This window comes from Microbacterium sp. UCD-TDU (assembly GCF_000340625.1).
In the GTDB taxonomy this organism is placed as follows: domain Bacteria; phylum Actinomycetota; class Actinomycetes; order Actinomycetales; family Microbacteriaceae; genus Microbacterium; species Microbacterium maritypicum.
In genome coordinates this window covers 482,543-500,197 of the sequence record NZ_KB454446.1, presented here as the reverse complement: position 1 = coordinate 500,197, position 17,655 = coordinate 482,543, and the positions used below count along the sequence as shown (strand labels likewise).

Here is a 17,655-nt window from a genome sequence, read left to right as displayed (position 1 = left end):
GACATAGGATCCCTAGGTGGCAACACCCAAGATCGTCCTCTTCTACGCGTTCACCCCGCTCGCCGACCCCGACGCCATCCGCGTCTGGCAGCGAGACATCGGCGAGGCGCTGGGCCTGCGCGGGCGTCTGATCATCTCGAAGGACGGGATCAACGGCACTCTCGGGGGCGACATCGGTGCGCTCAAGAAGTGGCTGCGGTCGTTCCGCTCGTACCAGCCCTTCGCCGACGCCGACATCAAATGGAGCGAAGGCACCGGGGTGGATGCCCAAGGACGCAGCGTCGACTTCCCGAAGCTCAGCGTCAAGGTGCGCGACGAGATCGTGTCGTTCGGTGCGCCGGGGGAGCTGCGCGTCGATGAGAACGGCGTGGTCGGCGGCGGCACTCGTCTGACGCCCGAAGAGCTGCACGGCCTGATCGATGAGCGCGGCGAGGATGTGGTGTTCTTCGACGGGAGGAACGCGCTCGAAGCGCAGATCGGGCGCTTCCGCGGTGCGGTCGTGCCCGACACCGAGACCACCAGAGACTTCGTCGAGCTCCTCGACTCGGGCGTCTACGACGACCTGAAAGACAAGCCGGTCGTGACCTACTGCACCGGTGGCATCCGCTGCGAGGTGCTGTCGAGCCTGATGACGGCCCGCGGCTTCGGCGAGGTCTACCAGCTCGAGGGCGGCATCGTCCGGTACGGCGAGAAGTACGGCGACGACGGCCTCTGGGACGGGTCCCTGTACGTCTTCGACGGCCGCGGCTCCGTCGATTTCTCCGACCACGCCGCGGTCATCGGAGAATGCGTCGGATGCGGGGCTGCGACCAAGCGCACCGCGAACTGTCCCGACCCGTCGTGCCGCTCGCAGTTCGTCGTGTGCGAGGGCTGCGTCGCGGTCCCCTGCACCGCCCACGCCGCCTGACGCGCACGCCGCCTGACGCCTACGGACGTCGGCCCGTTCAGACCGTCATGCCGGGCTCGGCGGCTCGCGGCGCGTACAGGGAACGCGGCACCAGCACCGCCCGCACCCTCGTCGCTCGATCGGCGCTCTGGCGCAGACTCGCGAGCACCTCACCCAGAGGTTCGGCGAGATCGTCCGATGCCTCGCCGGAGCGGGCATAGTTCGACCGTTCGACCGCATCCGTCAGCCGACGCATCGCGTGTGCATCCACGCCGTTCTGCCGCACCAGACCGGCCGCGCGCACGCGGGGAGTGTCGGCGTCGGTGACGGGAATCTGCAGGTCGATGAGGGTGTCGCGCACCTCCGCCCAGGCGGCGGCAGGGTCGCCACGGCGCGCCCTGCTCAGGCGCGCCCGACGTTCCGCGAGCCGGATGAGCGCGGGAAGCAGGAGCAGCACGACGACGCCGAGGGTGGTGAGGGCGACCGGTGTCGGGTCGAGGCGGCGCAGCTCGCCGCTGCTGGCCGGGTCTCCGCCGGCGTCGTTGCGGTCGACCTCGGGACCCGAGGTCTGCTCGGCCTGCGGTGCCGTGGTGGGTGCCGGTGCGGACGGGTTCCCTGATCCGCTGCCCTGCGTCGCCCCCGGGCGGAAGGCCGTGGGTACACCCAGCGACGCGGTGGGCTCGAACGGGACCCACCCGACACCGGGGAACAGCACCTCGGGCCAGGAGTGCAGACGATCGCTGGTCACCGAGAACACCGACTCGCTGCCGCGCTTCTCGTCGGTGAGTGAGCCGGGAAGGTATCCCACGACGATGCGCACCTGCATGCCGAGGGTCTCCGCCATCAGCGCGAACGCCCCCGCGAAGTGCACGCAATATCCGGATCGCGCGTCGAGGAACTCCGCGACGGCTTCTGCACCCGTGCCGTCGAAGCCTTCCTCCACCGGGGTCTCCAGCGAGTAGGCGAACTGCGAACGGAACCAGTTCTGCAAGGCGATGAGCCGGTCGTAGTCGGTGCTCGCAGCTGCGGTCACCTCGGTGGCCAGCTCACCGATGATGGCGGGCAGCTCGACCGGCTCGGCGTCGGGATCGATGACGGGAGCGGCGGCGTCGATGGCCCGGATCTGCTCGAGCGTGGGCAGGAGCCGCGACGACGTGACCGTGTAGTCGTTTCCGACGGCATCGGCGCCGCGGGAGTACAGCGTGCGGTTCTCGGGGGCGATCCGCCACGCGTTGCTGAGTCCCTGCACGGCGGTGGCGGGATAGGGCACGGGGAGCCAGGAACTCGACATCCGCAACACGCGGATGGAGGTGGTCTGCTCTTCCGTCGTGATGTCCTCGCCCCATTCCGGGGGGCCGAATCCGTCGTCCTGCGCCTGCAGATCCCCGTCGTCGGGTCGCCACACGCGGCCGTCGAAGCGCGAGAGCGTCGTCAGGCGCAGATACGGCGCGGTCTCGCCCTTCGCCGCCACGGTCAGGACCTCGACCGGATTGGGTTGGCGCAGATCATCACCCAGACGCAGCGATGCATCGACCGTGACCCCGACGCCGGTGCCGGCGAGGCTGGTGCTGACGGGAAGCATCGGGGCGACGGCGATGGTCGTCGCCATCGCGGCAGCCCCGATCGCGACGGCGACCGACGCAGAGGAGCGGCGTGGGGATTCGGGATGTCTGCGCGCCGTGTGGCGGAAGACGAGGAGGGCGACCGCACCGAAGAGCACGAACCAGACGACGTTCGTGTCGCCGAGGGTGACGATCATCGGCACAGCGCCGACGGCCCCGGTCAGCAGCACCGCCAGTACGGCGGACCGGTGGGTGACGAGGTGATCCAGGAGTATCGCGACGACCGCGAAGCAGACGCCCATGGCGGCCGCGAGCCCGGGGGAGGGGTCCAGCGGTGCCGAGCCGAACACGACCGCCTCGACAGCGGAGGCGCCGAGCACCCCGAACAGCGTCAGCGTCGCAGAGGTCGGGATGATCCCGAAGAGGGCGGTGTCACCGGCGATGAGCAGCGTCACGACGGCGACGGCGACCACGACCTGCGTGGCGAGCGTGGCGAGGTCCTGCACCCACTCGGCTCGTCGGCGCAGCAGGTGTCGCATCAGCATGCCGGTGCCGGCGACGGCGACGATCACGGCGATGACGGTGAACGACCAGGCTCCGGGAGCGATGACCGAGGTGAACGGCCACATGGCCACGAGCGCCGCCGTCGCCGCGAGCGCCCCGGTGCCGACCACCCCGGCCGGCTCCTCGTGATCGCGGTGCCAGAACGCCGGTCGGCGCACCGCGGCGGGCGCGGCGGGCGGAGCATGTTCAGCGCGGAACATCGCCGACTCCGATCCGTGCCGAGACGGCATCCTCCCAGGCGGCGGAGATGTCGCCGCCGAGCCGTGCCACGGTCCACCCGTGACGGGTGGCGGCCTCGGTGGCACCGGGGAGCGGTTCGGTGCTGAACAGCATCGGTGCGGCGGCACCGGCGGCACGCAGCACCGCCGCATCGTCCTCGTCGAGGCGGCCGGTGATGTAGACGAGTGGGCCGGGCGGTGTGCCGCCGATGAGCGCCACCAGGTCGCGGCTCTCGCCGCGGGGCGTGACCATCGCGAGAGCCGTGAGCAGGCCGTCGCGGTCGTCTTCGTGGCCGCGGAGAGCGCCGAGGAGGGTGCCCGCGCTGTCGAGAACGTCGACGCTGTAGCCCTCGGAGGCCAGGTGCACGGCCGCGGAGGCGCACAGTGAGACGGCGGCTTCGAAGGCCGGATCGGCCTCGGCCCCGGGAGCATCCCAGCGGCGACCGCTCCGGTCGAGCACGACCACCGCGTCGGGGCTGGACTCCTCCTCTTCCTGCCGCACCATCAGTTGACCCCGATGCGCCGTCGCCCTCCAATGGATGCGACGCATCGAGTCGCCCGGGATGTATCCCCGCGGCGAGAGGTTGTCGCTGCCCTGTCCGAGTCGGGTCGACGAGGTGTGCGCGGTTCCCCCGGCGGCACCGACGCGCACCGCGAGAGGTGCGAGGGCGAACACCTCGGGGACGACGGTCACGCTCCGGGTCTCCCCGAACGCCTGCTCGCGCTGTGCCAGACCGAAAGGGTCCACCGTGCGCAGCATCAGCGGGCCGACGGGCCAGACGCCGCGCCGCACACCGGTGATCAGGTAGCTGAGCCGGCCGTTCTCCGGAGGATACTCGCCGCCGGAGTCCGCGGAGACGGCGTCGGGGAGCACATCGTGCCAGAGTCCGCGCGGCACGCGGATGGAGCGCAGGGAGAACCGCACGCTCACTCGTGAGGTCTCGGACACGGTCAGCAGGTCGGTCGAGATCTGGCGGGTCACGGTGCCGGATCGTCGCGGCAGGCGGACCGCGAGGAGCGAGAAGAGGGTGAGGGCAGCGAGCAGCACGCCGAGGTAGAGCAGCACGCGCGCACCCAGGAGGTTCGCAGCGATCAGGCAGCACAGCGCGGCGACGAGGGCTCCGGCACCGCGGCCGGTGAGGGATCGACGTCGTCGCATGATGAGAGCTGTCAGGAACGCGTCGCGACGGGCACGCGCACCCGCTCGACGATCTGGGTCAGGGCGGCCTCGATCGGCTGTGCGCCTGCGCGGTGTGCGCCGCGCGCCGGGAGCAGACGGTGCGCGAGGACCGGGATGAGCAGGGCGGTGATGTCGTCGGGGATCACGTACTCGCGTCCGTCGAGGGCCGCCCACACCTTCGCGGCCCTGACCAGCTGGAGGGTGGCCCTGGGACTCGCGCCGAGGTGGAGGTTCGGGTCGGAGCGGGTGGCCTGGGCGAGGGCGACCGTGTACTCCTCGAGGGCCGGGGCCACGTGCACCGCCCGCGCCCATGCGATGAGCTGGGCGATGGATGCCGCGTCCGCGACGGGTGTGACGGCGGCGAGCGGGCTGACGACGTCGCGCTGACGCAGCATGAGCGCCTCGGCGGCGGCATCCGGATACCCCATCGAGATGCGCATCATGAATCGGTCGCGCTGCGCTTCCGGGAGGGCGTAGGTTCCCTCCATCTCCAGAGGATTCTGCGTCGCGACGACCAGGAACGGCTGGGGCAGCATGTGCGTGGCGCCGTCGACCGTGACCTGGCCCTCCTCCATCGCCTCCAGCAGGGCGGACTGCGTCTTGGGGGAGGAACGGTTGATCTCGTCGGCGATCACGATGTGGGCGAACACGGCGCCGCGCTTGAACTCGAACTCGCGATCGACCGGGTTGTAGACCGACACACCCGTGACGTCACCGGGGAGCAGGTCGGGGGTGAACTGGATGCGACGCACGGTCGCGTCCACACTCGCGGCGAGAGCCCTGGCGAGCATGGTCTTGCCGACCCCCGGCACGTCTTCGATCAACAGGTGCCCCTCGGCCAGCAGGCAGACGAGAGCGCTGCGCACCGCATCCGGCTTGCCGTCGATGACCTGACCGATCGAACCGAGGATCGCAGAGGTCTGCGCGGCGAACCTCTCGGCATCCATCGATACCGGGATCAGGGGGGCGTTCTCTGGCATGCGTTCCCTCTCACGTCGGCGCAGCGGTGCGCGTTATTCGATCGTAACCCTGCACAGGGTGCGCCGCTCTGGCAGGTTCCCCTGAGGATGCGCGGCGAACAGAGGCGCGATTCGGACCATCGCGCCGGTCGGGTTAGGATGGTTGACGGCTCTCCGCGTGGCGGCATCCAGGCCAATTCCCCCAGGGCGGAAACGCAGCAAGGGTAACCGGGCTCTGCTGGGTGCGCGGAGAGTCATTTTCTTTGCCCGCGGGCCCTCCCGACCGCACGCTCAGCCCCTTCGTGGCTGCACCTGCGACAATCGTCCGGTGACCGTCACCCCGCCGCAGAAGGCGCAGCATCCGCTCGGCCGATTCGCTTCGCCGGTGCTCCTGCTCGTCGTGATGTGGGTCGTGCAGTTCGCCGATGCGATCCTTCCCGGCTCGTTCACCGGATTCGGGCTGCGGTCCTGGGACGTCTCGGGGCTCGGCGGCATCGTGCTCGGTCCGCTCCTGCACGCGAACTGGCAGCACCTCATCGCGAACTCCGTGCCTCTGCTCGTGCTGGGCTGTCTCGTGGCGGTCGAGGGCACGCGTCGGTTCTGGGCCGTCACCGCCATGGTCGCGGTCGTGGGCGGTATCGGCACCTGGGTGTTCAACGCCCCCGGAACTCTGACGGTCGGCGCCTCTGGTCTGGTCTTCGGCTACTTCGGCTATGTCGTGATGAGGGTGTTCGCCCCCGGTCGCGTCGCGCACCGCATCCTCTACGCCGTGATCGCCGTCATCGTGATCGCGCTCTACGGCGGATCCATGCTCGCCGGGGTCTTCGGCGTCGCCGAGGGCATCTCCTGGCAGGGACACCTGTTCGGTGCGATCGGCGGCGGCCTCGCCGCTCTCGTCGGGCGTCGTCGTCGCACCCCCGGCGGAGCCCTGACGTCATGAGCGCCGCACCGGCATCGAGGGCGAAGCGCCGGCCGGCGACGAAGAGGCCTGCGGCGAGACGCACCAGGACACCGAGACGTCGCACGACCGGCACGAGAGGGAAGGCGGCGAACCGTCGGCGACGTCGTAGGATCCTGCGGCGGACGCTGCTGTCGGCCGGTGCGCTGGCCGTCGCCGTCGGACTGCTGGTGCTCATCCCGTTGGGCCTCGCGCGCGATCCCGCCCCGATCTGCATCGATGATCCGCAGACGTTCCCCGAAGCGGGGATCGAGGGCTGGAGCGGAGAGCAGCTCGAGAACGCCGCGACGATCATCCGCACGGCCGGCGCCCTCGGTTTCCCGAGGGAGGGGCAGATCCTCGGGGTGATGACGGCGATGGGCGAGAGCAGTCTGCGCAACATCGACTACGGCGACTGGGAGACGCGCGGATTCACCAATCCCGACGGGACGCGTACGACCAGCATCGGCCTCTTCCAGCAGCAGGAGTGGTGGGGGAGCGTCGAGCAGCGGATGGACCCGGCCACCGCGACGACGCTGTTCTTCGATCGACTCGGGCGGCTGCCCGAGTGGCAGACGATGGAGCCCTCGCATGCGATCCACCGGGTGCAGATCAACACCGACCGCGACTACTACTCGCGGTTCCAGACGGATGCCACGGCGGTCGTGGACGCGATGTCCGGCCCGTGCGAGTGATGCCGCACCATTTGCTCCGGTGAGACGCTCGGTGGGTTCACGGGCGCCGCGCCTAAGCTGAAGCCGTGGCGCAGAGCATCTACATCACCTCGGCCGAAGGCCATACCGGAAAGTCGACGATCGCCCTCGGGGCGCTCGACGCCCTCATGCGCGTCTCGCCGCGGGTGGGCGTGTTCCGCCCCCTCGCCCGCTCGGTCACGGCGCGAGACGAGATCCTCGAGCTGATGCTCGCGCACGACGGGGTCAACCTCGACTACGAGGACTGCATCGGCGTCACGTACGACGACGTGCGCGCCGACCCCGAGGCCGCCCTGTCGACCATCGTGGCGCGGTTCAAGGCGGTCGAGGCGCAGTGCGACGCGGTCGTCGTCATCGGCAGCGACTACACCGACGTCGCGAGCCCCGCCGAACTCGGGTTCAACGCCAGGATCGCCGCCAACCTCGGCGCACCCGTGCTCCTCGTGCTCAGCGGCCGCGATCAGCAGCGCCAGGCCGAGCAGCTGGGGACCACCACGGCGCGTCCTGCCGGAGCGATCGCGCAGATCGCCGCCCTCGCGCTGTCCGAGCTGGCCGAGGAGCGGGCCGAGCTGTTCGCCGTCGCCGTCAACCGCGCCGATCCCGAGGCCCTCGAGGCCATCATCGAGGCCGTGCACGCCGCACTCCCCGCCGAGAACACCCCGGTGTGGGCGATCCCCGAGGACCGCGCGCTGGTGGCACCGTCGATCCGCGGCATCCTCGCCGCCGTCGACGGCACCCTGCTCCAAGGCGATGACGACCGTCTGACCAGGGAGGCGCTGACGATCGTCGTCGCGGGCATGTCGATGGTGAACGTGCTGCCGCGACTGACCGAGGAAGCGGTCGTGGTGATCCCCGCCGACCGCACAGAGGTGCTGCTGGCCGCGCTGCTGGCCGACTCCTCCGGTACGTTCCCCCGCATCGCCGGCATCATCCTGAACGGCCCGTTCCCGCTGCCGGAGCCGATCGTGCGGCTGCTCGACGGCTTCGCCTCGTCGGTGCCGATCATCACGACGGACCTCGGCACCTACGACACGGCGGTGCGTGTGATGAGCACCCGCGGCCGCATCTCGGCGGATTCGCGCGCACGGTATGACCGTGCGCTCGGTCTCTTCCAATCCCACGTCGACATCACGGAGCTCACCGAGCAGCTCGGGCTCGCCGAGGCGCACGTCGTGACGCCCCTGATGTTCCAGTACGGACTCATCGAACGCGCTCGCGCCGACCGTCGTCGCATCGTGCTGCCGGAGGGTGACGACGATCGCATCCTGCGCGCCGCGGCCACGCTCCTCGCGAGGGAGGTCGCCGATCTGACGATCCTCGGCGACGAGTCGTCCATCCGTGCGCGGGCCGTCGAGCTCGGCATCGACATCGCCGCCGCCCAGGTGCTGAGCCCGACCGACCCCGACCTCGTCGAGCGGTTCGCCGCGGAGTACGCGCGGCTGCGGGCGCACAAGGGCATCACCCTCGCCCAGGCCGCAGACACCGTGACGGACGTGTCGTACTTCGGCACGATGATGGTGCACCTCGGTCTCGCCGACGGCATGGTGTCCGGCGCGGCGCACACGACGGCGCACACGATCCGTCCGTCGTTCGAGATCATCAAGACCAAACCGGGCGTGAACGTGGTCTCCAGCGTGTTCCTGATGGCTCTCGCCGACCGGGTGCTCGTCTACGGCGACTGCGCCGTGATCCCCGACCCGACGAGCGAGCAGCTCGCCGACATCGCGATCTCGTCGGCGACGACCGCCCGCCAGTTCGGCATCGAACCCCGCGTGGCCATGCTGTCGTACTCGACGGGGGAGTCCGGATCGGGAGCGGACGTCGACAAGGTCCGCGCGGCGACCGCCCTGGTGCGCGAGCGTGCACCCGAGCTGCCAGTGGAGGGGCCGATCCAGTACGACGCGGCCGCGGATGCGGCGGTCGCCAAGGCGAAGCTCCCCGGCTCCGCGGTGGCGGGGCGCGCGACGGTGTTCGTGTTCCCCGATCTGAACACCGGCAACAACACCTACAAGGCGGTGCAGCGTTCGGCCGGCGCGGTCGCGATCGGCCCGGTGCTGCAGGGGCTCAACAAACCCATCAACGACCTCTCCCGTGGCGCGCTCGTCGACGACATCGTCAACACGGTCGCCATCACGGCCATCCAGGCCCAGGGGTCTGCGCAGACGGGAGGCGCTGCATGAGTGCGATCCTGGTGATCAACAGCGGGTCCTCCTCGCTGAAGTACAGCCTGATCGACATCGGGCAGGAGAACCTTCTCGCCAGCGGACTGATCGAGCGCATCGGGCAGGAGATCAGCCCGGTCGCGCACACGGTACGCCCCGCGGTCGACGGCGACGCCGTGCCGGCCATGCTCGATGCGACCTATCGCAGCGAGAGGCCGATCGCCGATCACGCCGCCGCCTTCGAGATGATGCGCGAGCAGTTCGCCGCGCACGGCCCCTCGCTCCAGGAGCATCGACCCGTCGCGGTCGGGCACCGCGTGGTCCACGGCGGCGCCCGCTTCTACGCCCCGACGCTCATCGACGCCGACGTGGAGCGGCAGATCGACGAGCTCGCGGTGCTCGCGCCGCTGCACAACCCCGCGAACCTCGCCGGCATCGTCGCCGCGCGCGCGGTGTTCGACGAAGTGCCGCACGTGGCGGTGTTCGATACCGCGTTCCACCAGACGCTCCCGCCCGCCGCCTACACCTACGCGATCGATGCCGCGCTCGCCGCGGAGCACCGGGTGCGCCGATACGGCTTCCACGGCACGAGCCACCAGTACGTGAGCGCGGCGGCGGCGGATTTCCTCGGCCGCGACCTCGCCGATCTCCGCCAGCTGGTGTTCCACCTCGGCAACGGGGCGTCGGTGACCGCGATCGACGGCGGACGATCGGTGGAGACGTCGATGGGCCTCACCCCGCTCGAAGGGCTCGTGATGGGGACGCGCTCGGGCGACATCGATCCCGCGGCACTCGTGCACCTGTCCCGCCGTGCCGGTCTCTCGATCGACGACCTCGACTCCCTGCTCAACACGCGCAGCGGGCTCGCAGGTCTCGCCGGCCGCAGCGACATGCGCGACATCCTCGCCGGGGTCGAGGCGGGGGAGGACGCGGCGGTTCTGGCCTTCGACGTGTACGTGCACCGGCTGCGCGCCTACGCGGGGGCCTACATCGCACAGCTCGGGGGAGTGGACGTCATCTCCTTCACCGCCGGAGTGGGCGAGAACGCCGCGCCGGTGCGCGCTGCCGCGATGGCCACGCTCGGCTTCGCCGGCGTGGAGATCGACCCCGTCAGGAACGCCGCACGCGAGCGCGGCATCCGTCGGATCTCCGCGGATGCGTCCCCGGTCACCGTACTCGTCGTGCCGACCGACGAGGAACTGCAGATCGCCCGGCAGACGGCCGAGCTGATCTGATCCGTCCGCGGGGGTTACCCCGCGGCGCGCCGCCGCATTACGCTTGCACAGTGGCACGGAGAGGTGCCGGCCCGACGATCGCCCTTCTCCTGGAGGCTCTGTGCCTGAAGCACTGCCCGACCTGTTCCACGCCGACGGCGTGCTCTTCGACCTCGACGGCGTGCTCACCCCGACGGCCGAGGTGCACATGCGTGCGTGGAAGGCCGTCTTCGACGATGTGTTCGCGCGATGGGGCATCACGTCGCCCTACACCGATGCTGACTACTACGACTACGTCGACGGCAAGAAGCGCTACGACGGTGTCGCGAGCCTGATGCGCAGTCGCAACGTCGAGCTGCCCTGGGGTGATGTCGACGACGACCCGACGGCCGAGACCGTCTGCGGCATCGGCAACCGCAAGAACGCCGCGTTCGCCGCGTCGCTGCGCGCTCAGGGGATCGCGCCGTACCCCGGCTCGCTCGCGCTCGTCGAGAGCCTGCACGCCGTGGGCATCCCGCTCGGCGTGGTGTCCAGCTCCAAGAACGCCGAAGAGGTGCTGGGGGCCGCGGGCCTGCGCTCCTTCTTCCGGATCGTGGTCGACGGCGTCGTCGCCGAACGCGACGGACTCGCCTCCAAGCCCGCGGCCGACATGTTCGCCGCCGGTGCCGCAGCCCTCGGGGTCGACCCTGCACGCGCCGTCGCCGTCGAGGACGCCACCTCCGGCGCCGCATCCGCAGCCGCAGCCGGCTTCGCGACCGTGGTCGGCGTCGACCGCGGTGCGGGCGCCGACGCCCTGCGCGCCGCCGGCGCCACCGTCGTGGTCGACGACCTCGACGTGTTCCTTCCCGCTTCCCGCAACGACATCCCGGAGACCGCATGATCGACCGCGACCGCTTCCCCGTCGACCCGTGGCGTCTGATCGACACGCACTACTCGGAGGAGGGCGTCGGCGAGACGCTGTTCTCCGTCGGCAACGGCTACCTCGGCCTGCGCGGCAACCACATCGAGGGCCGCGGCGCCCAGGAGCACGGGACGTTCATCAACGGCCTGCACGAGACCTGGCCGATCCGTCACGCCGAGCAGGCCTACGGCTTCGCGGAGGTCGGGCAGACGATCGTCAACGCCCCCGACGCGAAGGTCATGCGCGTGTACGTCGACGACGAGCCCGTCTCGCTCGACGACGCCGACGTGCGCGAGTACCGGCGCACGCTCGATCTGCGCACCGGTGTGCTGGAGCGCCTCGTGGTCTGGGAGACTCCGTCGGGAAAGCGCGTGCGCATGCGCGACGAGCGCATCGTGAGCTTCGAGGAGCGCCACCTCGCGGTGCTGCGGCTCGAGGTCGTGGTGGAGAACTCCGACGCCCCGGTCACGATCAGCTGCCAGCTGCTCAACCGGCAGGACGGTGCCGGTGTCTATGCGGGCACGCCGATCGGCACGAAGGCCGCGGCATTCGACCCGCGCAAGGCCGAGAAGATCGCCGACCGCGTGCTGGAGCCCGCTGAGCACTGGCAGGACGGGCTGCGCTCGGCCCTGTCGTACCGTGTCGCCGACTCGGGGATGACCGTCGCCGTGGTCGCGGATCACGTCGTCGAGACCGAGAACGAGTACAACGCCCGCACGCTCATCGAGGCCGACATCGCCAAGAACGTGTTCCGCGTGCAGGCGAAGGCCGGGGTGCCGATCACCGTCACCAAGCTCGTGAGCTACCACACGTCACGAGGCGTGCCTCCGCGTGAGCTGGTCGATCGCTGCCGCCGCTCCCTCGACCGCGCGGCGGACGAGGGCGTCGAGACCGTGTTCCGCCGTCAGCGGGAGTGGCTCGACGCGTTCTGGGAGCGCAGCGACGTGCAGATCGGTGGACGAGACGATCTGCAGCAGGCCACGCGTTGGTGCCTGTTCCAGCTCGCCCAGGCGTCGGCGCGCGCCGACGGGGCCGGCGTTCCCGCCAAGGGCGTCTCCGGTTCGGGGTACAGCGGGCACTACTTCTGGGACACCGAGATCTACGTGCTCCCGTTCCTGACATACACGTCACCGCGATGGGCGTACAACGCGCTACGTGCACGGGTGCGCATGCTCCCGGCGGCGCGTCGACGGGCATCGCAGCTCAACGAGGCGGGGGCGCTGTTCCCCTGGCGCTCCATCAACGGCGAGGAGGCCTCGGCCTACTACGCCGCCGGCACCGCGCAGTACCACATCAACGCCGACATCAGCTTCGCGCTGGGCAAGTACGTGCGCGCGACGGGCGACGAGGAGTTCCTGCGGCGCGAGGGCGCCGACATCGCGATCGAGACGGCGCGGCTGTGGGCGACCCTCGGCTTCTGGCGGGCCTCGCGTCTGGTCGAAGGAGCGCCGGGAGACGGGATCGAGACCTTCCACATCCACGGCGTCACCGGGCCGGATGAGTACACGACGGTCGTGAACGACAACCTCTACACGAACGTGATGGCGCGCTACAACCTGCGCTACGCGGCCAAGATCGTGCGCGAGATCAAGGAGAGCCACCCCGAGGACTACGTGAAGCTGGTCGACCGCACCGGGCTCGGTCCGGGCGAGGCCGAAGCCTGGGACCGCGCCGCAGAGGCCATGTACATCCCGTACAGCGAAGGACTCGGCATCCATCCGCAGGACTCCCTGTTCCTCGAGCGCGAGGTGTGGGATCTGGCCAACACGCCCGCCGAGCAGCGTCCGCTCCTGCTGCACTTCCACCCGCTGGTGATCTACCGGTTCCAGGTGCTCAAGCAGGCCGATGTCGTGCTCGCGCTGTTCCTGCAGGGCAACCACTTCACGCCCGAGGAGAAGAAGGCCGACTTCGACTACTACGACCCGCTGACCACGGGCGACTCGACCCTGTCGGCGGTCGTGCAGTCGATCCTCGCGGCCGAGGTCGGCTACCAGGACCTCGCGCAGAAGTACTTCGAGCAGTCGCTGTTCGTCGACCTGCATGATCTGCACCACAACGCGGCGGACGGCGTGCACGTCGCCTCCGCCGGCGGGGTGTGGACGGCCCTGGTATGCGGCTTCGGCGGCATGCGCGACTACGCAGGCGACCTGAGCTTCGACCCGCGGCTTCCGGCGAGCTGGCCGTCGCTGTCGTTCCCGCTCCAGTGGCAGGGATCGACTCTGCACGTGACGGTGACGAAGGACGAGCTGCGCGTGCAGGTGCGCAGCGGCCCCCCGGTGCCGTTCAGCGTGCGGGAGGCCTCGTACATCGCGACGGTCGAGGACGAGGTCGTCGTGCCGCTCGCCGATCAGGGTCCGCTGATCCCCGGTCGTCCGACGCTCCGGCAGTTCGCCGACGCCCGACGCGAGGACGGCACGCGCATGTCGGCGTCCGTTCCCGTGATCACGACGACGATCCCGGTGATCGAGCCGATCGACTGACGCTCGGCCCGCCGAAGGTCGGTGGCACGCCGTAGGCTGTTGAGGTGACCACAGCCCTCTACCGCCGCTACCGACCCGAGACGTTCGGCGAGATGATCGGGCAGTCCCAGGTGACCGATCCGCTCATGACCGCGCTGCGCGGTGACCGGGTCGGACATGCCTACCTGTTCTCCGGGCCTCGCGGGTGCGGGAAGACCACGTCGGCGCGCATCCTGGCGCGCTGCCTGAACTGCGCTGAGGGGCCGACAGACGTGCCCTGCGGCGTCTGCCCCAGCTGTGTCGAGCTCTCGCGCGCCGGCGGCGGATCGCTCGATGTCGTCGAGATCGACGCAGCGAGCCACAACGGCGTCGACGACGCACGCGACCTGCGCGAGCGGGCGACGTTCGCCCCCAGCCGCGACCGGTACAAGATCTTCATCCTCGACGAGGCGCACATGGTGACGCCGCAGGGCTTCAACGCGCTGCTGAAGCTCGTCGAAGAGCCGCCGGAGCACGTCAAGTTCATCTTCGCGACCACCGAGCCCGAGAAGGTGCTCGGCACCATCCGCTCCCGCACACACCACTATCCGTTCCGGCTCGTGCCGCCGGCCGCGATGCTCGAGTACGTCGCCAAGCTGTGCGCCGAAGAGGGCGTGATCGTCGAACAGGGTGTCCTCCCGCTCGTGGTCCGCGCCGGTGGCGGCTCGCCCCGTGACACGCTCTCGCTGCTCGACCAGCTGATCGCCGGCTCCGACGCACCTGCCGGATCCGAGACCGTCACCGTCGGCTACGCGCGCGCCGTCTCCCTGCTCGGCTACACGCACGGCGCCCTCCTCGACGAGATCGTCGACGCGCTCGCCGCAGGAGATGCGGCAGCCGCGTTCCCCGCGATCGACCGCGTGGTGCAGACCGGGCAAGACCCTCGCCGTTTCGTCGACGACCTGCTCGAGCGCCTGCGCGACCTCATCGTGATCGCCGCGGTCGGCGCCGGTGCCTCGGCCGTGCTGCGCGGTATCGCGGAAGACGACCTGGAGCGCATGCGCACCCAGGCCGACGTGTTCGGCTCCGCGCGGCTCTCGCGCACGGCCGACGTGGTGAGTGCGGCCCTCGACGACATGTCGGGTGCCACATCGCCGCGCCTGCACCTCGAGCTCATGGTCGCGCGCGTCCTCGCCGGTGCGACCGAGCCTGCAGTCGTGACGCCTGCCCCCGCAGGCGAGCGCGCTGCGGCTCCTGCCCGTCCGGTGTCGGCCCCGATGGCTTCGGCGCCAGCGGCTGCGGCGACGGCTGCTCCGTCACCGTCCGTTCCGTCACCGGCTGCTCCGTCCGCTCCGGCACCGGCCGCCGCAGTGCCGACGTCGGAGCCCGCGACCGCAGAATCGGTCTCCGCGCCCGTCGCCCCGGCTCCGGCCGGCGCGCAGGGTGCGGGCGAGACCGTCAGCGCCGCATCCGAGGCCGCTCCCACCGCTCCCGCGGAGCCGGCAGTCCCCCAGGGCCCGGTCACGTTTGAACGTGTCCGCGCGGCCTGGCCGGCGGTACTCACGCGGCTCGAGAGCATCAGCCGCACGTCCTGGCTGCTGGCGACGGCCGTGCAGCCGCTGGCGTACGTCACCGAGACCGAGGTGCTGACGCTCGGGTTCACCAGCCAGCACGACGTCGCGAAGTTCAAGGGGACCACTCCGGGGTCCGGGCCTTCCGATCACCTGCGCTCGGCGATCGAGAACGAGCTCGGCGTGCGGGTGAAGTACCTTCCCGCCCCGATGCCCGCCGGGGGCGCTCCGCGCCAGCCCGCATCGTCCGGCTCCTCGGCGCCGGCCGATTCCGCTCCCGCATCGGAGCCTGCGTCAGCGGGTTCCCCTCGTCCGCAGGTCCGTGGCGCATCCGCGTCGTCGGTGACGGAGTGGGCCGTCGCGCCGATTCCGACCGCGCAGGAGGAGCAGGTGCGCGACGCGCCGGCGCCGTCGGCACCCCTTCCCGTCGACGACGAGCCCGAAGAGGTCGAGGCTGCGGCATCGGCTCCGGTTCCCCCGTCAGACGGTGTCGTCGACCGCGACGAGCCCCCGCTGCCCGGCGACGACGACGCTCCGGCCTATGACGACGAGCCTCCGTACGACCCGTCGTACGAGCCGCCGGCCGAGCCGTCCGTGTCACGCCACTCTCCTCCCGAACGGTCCGCGCCGCAGACGCAGCGCACGGCCGTGGCCGCTCCGCCGGTCGTCATCGAGCGCTCGCCCTCCGTCGGGGGAGTGCAGCGCTACGGTGAGGCCGTGATCCGCCAGGTGCTCGGCGCGACGTTCCTGCGCGAAGAGCCCTACGAGCCCCCGACGAGGTTCTCCTGATGTATGACGGCATCGTTCAGGAGCTGATCGACGAGTTCGGTCGGCTCCCCGGCATCGGCCCGAAGTCCGCCCAGCGGATCGCCTTCCATATCCTGCAGACGCCGACGTTCGACGTCGCACGTCTTGCCGAGCTGCTCAGCGAGATCCGCATCCGCGTGCGGTTCTGCGAGATCTGCGGCAACGTCGCCGAGCAGGAGCGCTGCGCCATCTGCCGTGACCCGCGTCGCAGCCAGGCACTGATCTGCGTGGTCGAAGACGCGAAAGACGTCGCGGCCATCGAGCGCACCAGGGAGTTCCGCGGCCTCTATCACGTGCTCGGCGGAGCCATCAGCCCCATCGCCGGCATCGGCCCGGACGATCTGCGCATCGCCCAGCTCATGACCCGTCTCGCCGACGGTACGGTGCAGGAGGTCATCCTCGCCACCAACCCGAACCTCGAGGGGGAGGCGACCGCGAGCTACCTCAGCCGTCTGCTGACGACGATGCAGATCACGGTCTCCCGTCTCGCCTCCGGGCTGCCCGTGGGCGGCGACCTCGAATACGCCGATGAGGTCACCCTCGGGCGTGCCTTCGAGGGCCGACGGATCCTGTGAGCCCGAACGCGGGTTTCTCGCGCCGCGGCTGGCTCCTCTTCGGAGCCATGGCGCTGCTGTGGGGAGTGCCGTATCTGTTCATCAGTGTCGCGGTCGAGTCGTTCTCGCCCCCGGCGATCGTGGCAGGGCGCACGCTCATCGCCGCTCTGCTGCTGTTGCCGTTCGCGATCCGCAACGGCGCGCTGCGCGCCGCGCTGAAGCACTGGCCGTGGGTACTCGCCTTCGGCGCGGTCGAGATGGCCGGGCCCTTCCTGCTGCTCGGCCACGCCGAGATGACGCTGCCTTCCGGGATGACGGGCCTTCTCGTGGCGACCGTTCCGCTGTTCGCCGCACTGATCGCTCTCGGTGGGGGCGATCGCGGGGTGCTCCGACCTGCCCGCGGAATGGGACTGCTCGTCGGCTTCATCGGCGTCGCGATCGTCGTCGCCGGTCCCGGACTCTTCGGCGGCGAGGTCAGCCTCCTCGCTGCAGGGGAGGTGCTCCTGGTCGCCGTGCTGTACGCGATCGCGCCCTTCATCGTCGCGCGCAAGCTCAACGACGTCCCCTCGCTCGGCACCATCACCCTGTCGCTTCTGATGATCGGCGTCTTCTACCTCCCCATCGGTCTGCTCACCCAGCACGAGGTGCCCACCCTTCCGTCGATCGCCGCGCTCCTCGCGCTCGCCGTGATCTGCACGGCGGTGGCGTTCCTGGCGTTCTTCGCGCTCATCCGGGAGGTGGGGCCGGTGCGCGCACCGCTGTTCACCTACGTGAACCCGGTGGTCGCGATCATCCTCGGCGCGATCGTCCTCGCCGAGCCGCTGACCCCCGGCCTGCTGCTCGGCTTCCCGTTGATCATCATCGGCTGCTGGTTCGCCGCCACGGGGGGACGGCTGCGTCCGGTCTCGCCCCAGGCGCTCCCGCCCGCCCTCTAGCCGCGCTCGCGCATCCGGTCACGCGGACGAGGCCAGACGACCGGACGGGTGACA

13 protein-coding genes and 1 other RNA gene are annotated in these 17,655 nt (G+C 70.5%); 11 read left to right on the top strand and 3 right to left on the bottom strand.

Annotation, left to right across the window (positions count from 1 at the left end):
- Positions 1–16: 16 nt before the first annotated feature.
- Positions 17–907 (top strand): rhodanese-related sulfurtransferase, encoded by an 891-nt coding sequence (locus D514_RS25270; protein ID WP_017829095.1) that lies wholly within the window; start codon positions 17–19, stop codon positions 905–907.
- Positions 908–944: 37 nt separating this feature from the next.
- Here D514_RS25270 and D514_RS25265 read toward each other — a convergent pair whose 3' ends face one another.
- The 3 genes from D514_RS25265 to D514_RS25255 are packed head-to-tail and all read right to left on the bottom strand — an operon-like array spanning position 945 to position 5,390.
- Positions 945–3,212, bottom strand: a complete 2,268-nt coding sequence (locus tag D514_RS25265) for a DUF3488 and transglutaminase-like domain-containing protein (RefSeq protein WP_017829094.1) — start codon at positions 3,210–3,212, stop codon at positions 945–947.
- On the bottom strand, positions 3,199–4,389 hold the full coding sequence (locus D514_RS25260; protein WP_017829093.1) for a DUF58 domain-containing protein: 1,191 nt from the start codon (positions 4,387–4,389) through the stop codon (positions 3,199–3,201). The genes D514_RS25265 and D514_RS25260 overlap by 14 nt, the downstream gene beginning before the upstream one ends.
- Before the next feature lie 11 nt (positions 4,390–4,400).
- Positions 4,401–5,390 (bottom strand): MoxR family ATPase, encoded by a 990-nt coding sequence (locus tag D514_RS25255; RefSeq protein WP_017829092.1) that lies wholly within the window; start codon positions 5,388–5,390, stop codon positions 4,401–4,403.
- 144 nt (positions 5,391–5,534) lie between these two features.
- Here D514_RS25255 and ffs point away from each other — a divergent pair.
- The 10 genes from ffs (at position 5,535) to D514_RS25210 (ending at position 17,601) form a co-directional block, all read left to right on the top strand.
- Positions 5,535–5,631: signal recognition particle sRNA small type (gene ffs / locus D514_RS38435), an RNA gene on the top strand.
- Positions 5,632–5,697: 66 nt separating this feature from the next.
- Entirely contained in the window at positions 5,698–6,309 is a 612-nt protein-coding gene (locus D514_RS25250) for a rhomboid family intramembrane serine protease (RefSeq protein ID WP_017829091.1), read from the top strand.
- The gene (locus D514_RS25245) at positions 6,306–7,001 is read left to right on the top strand and encodes a hypothetical protein (protein ID WP_017829090.1); all 696 of its coding nucleotides are present in this window, start codon (positions 6,306–6,308) and stop codon (positions 6,999–7,001) included. The genes D514_RS25250 and D514_RS25245 overlap by 4 nt, the downstream gene beginning before the upstream one ends.
- A gap of 65 nt (positions 7,002–7,066) precedes the next feature.
- On the top strand, positions 7,067–9,199 hold the full coding sequence (gene pta, locus D514_RS25240) for a phosphate acetyltransferase (RefSeq protein WP_017829089.1): 2,133 nt from the start codon (positions 7,067–7,069) through the stop codon (positions 9,197–9,199).
- Positions 9,196–10,416, top strand: coding sequence for an acetate/propionate family kinase (locus D514_RS25235; RefSeq protein ID WP_017829088.1), 1,221 nt, complete (start codon positions 9,196–9,198; stop codon positions 10,414–10,416). The genes pta and D514_RS25235 overlap by 4 nt, the downstream gene beginning before the upstream one ends.
- Positions 10,417–10,516: 100 nt before the next feature.
- Complete coding sequence (locus D514_RS25230; RefSeq protein WP_017829087.1) at positions 10,517–11,275, top strand: HAD-IA family hydrolase; 759 nt, start codon at positions 10,517–10,519, stop codon at positions 11,273–11,275.
- Entirely contained in the window at positions 11,272–13,776 is a 2,505-nt protein-coding gene (locus D514_RS25225) for a glycoside hydrolase family 65 protein (RefSeq protein WP_017829086.1), read from the top strand. The genes D514_RS25230 and D514_RS25225 overlap by 4 nt, the downstream gene beginning before the upstream one ends.
- A 44-nt stretch (positions 13,777–13,820) precedes the next feature.
- Entirely contained in the window at positions 13,821–16,094 is a 2,274-nt protein-coding gene (locus D514_RS25220) for a DNA polymerase III subunit gamma and tau (RefSeq protein ID WP_017829085.1), read from the top strand.
- Positions 16,094–16,687 carry a recombination mediator RecR gene (gene recR / locus D514_RS25215; protein WP_017829084.1) on the top strand — a complete coding sequence of 198 codons (594 nt, stop codon included), beginning with the start codon at positions 16,094–16,096 and terminating at the stop codon, positions 16,685–16,687. The genes D514_RS25220 and recR overlap by 1 nt, the downstream gene beginning before the upstream one ends.
- Complete coding sequence (locus tag D514_RS25210) at positions 16,684–17,601, top strand: DMT family transporter (protein ID WP_017829083.1); 918 nt, start codon at positions 16,684–16,686, stop codon at positions 17,599–17,601. Before recR ends, D514_RS25210 begins: the two co-directional genes overlap by 4 nt.
- The last annotated feature ends 54 nt before the right edge of the window (positions 17,602–17,655 follow it).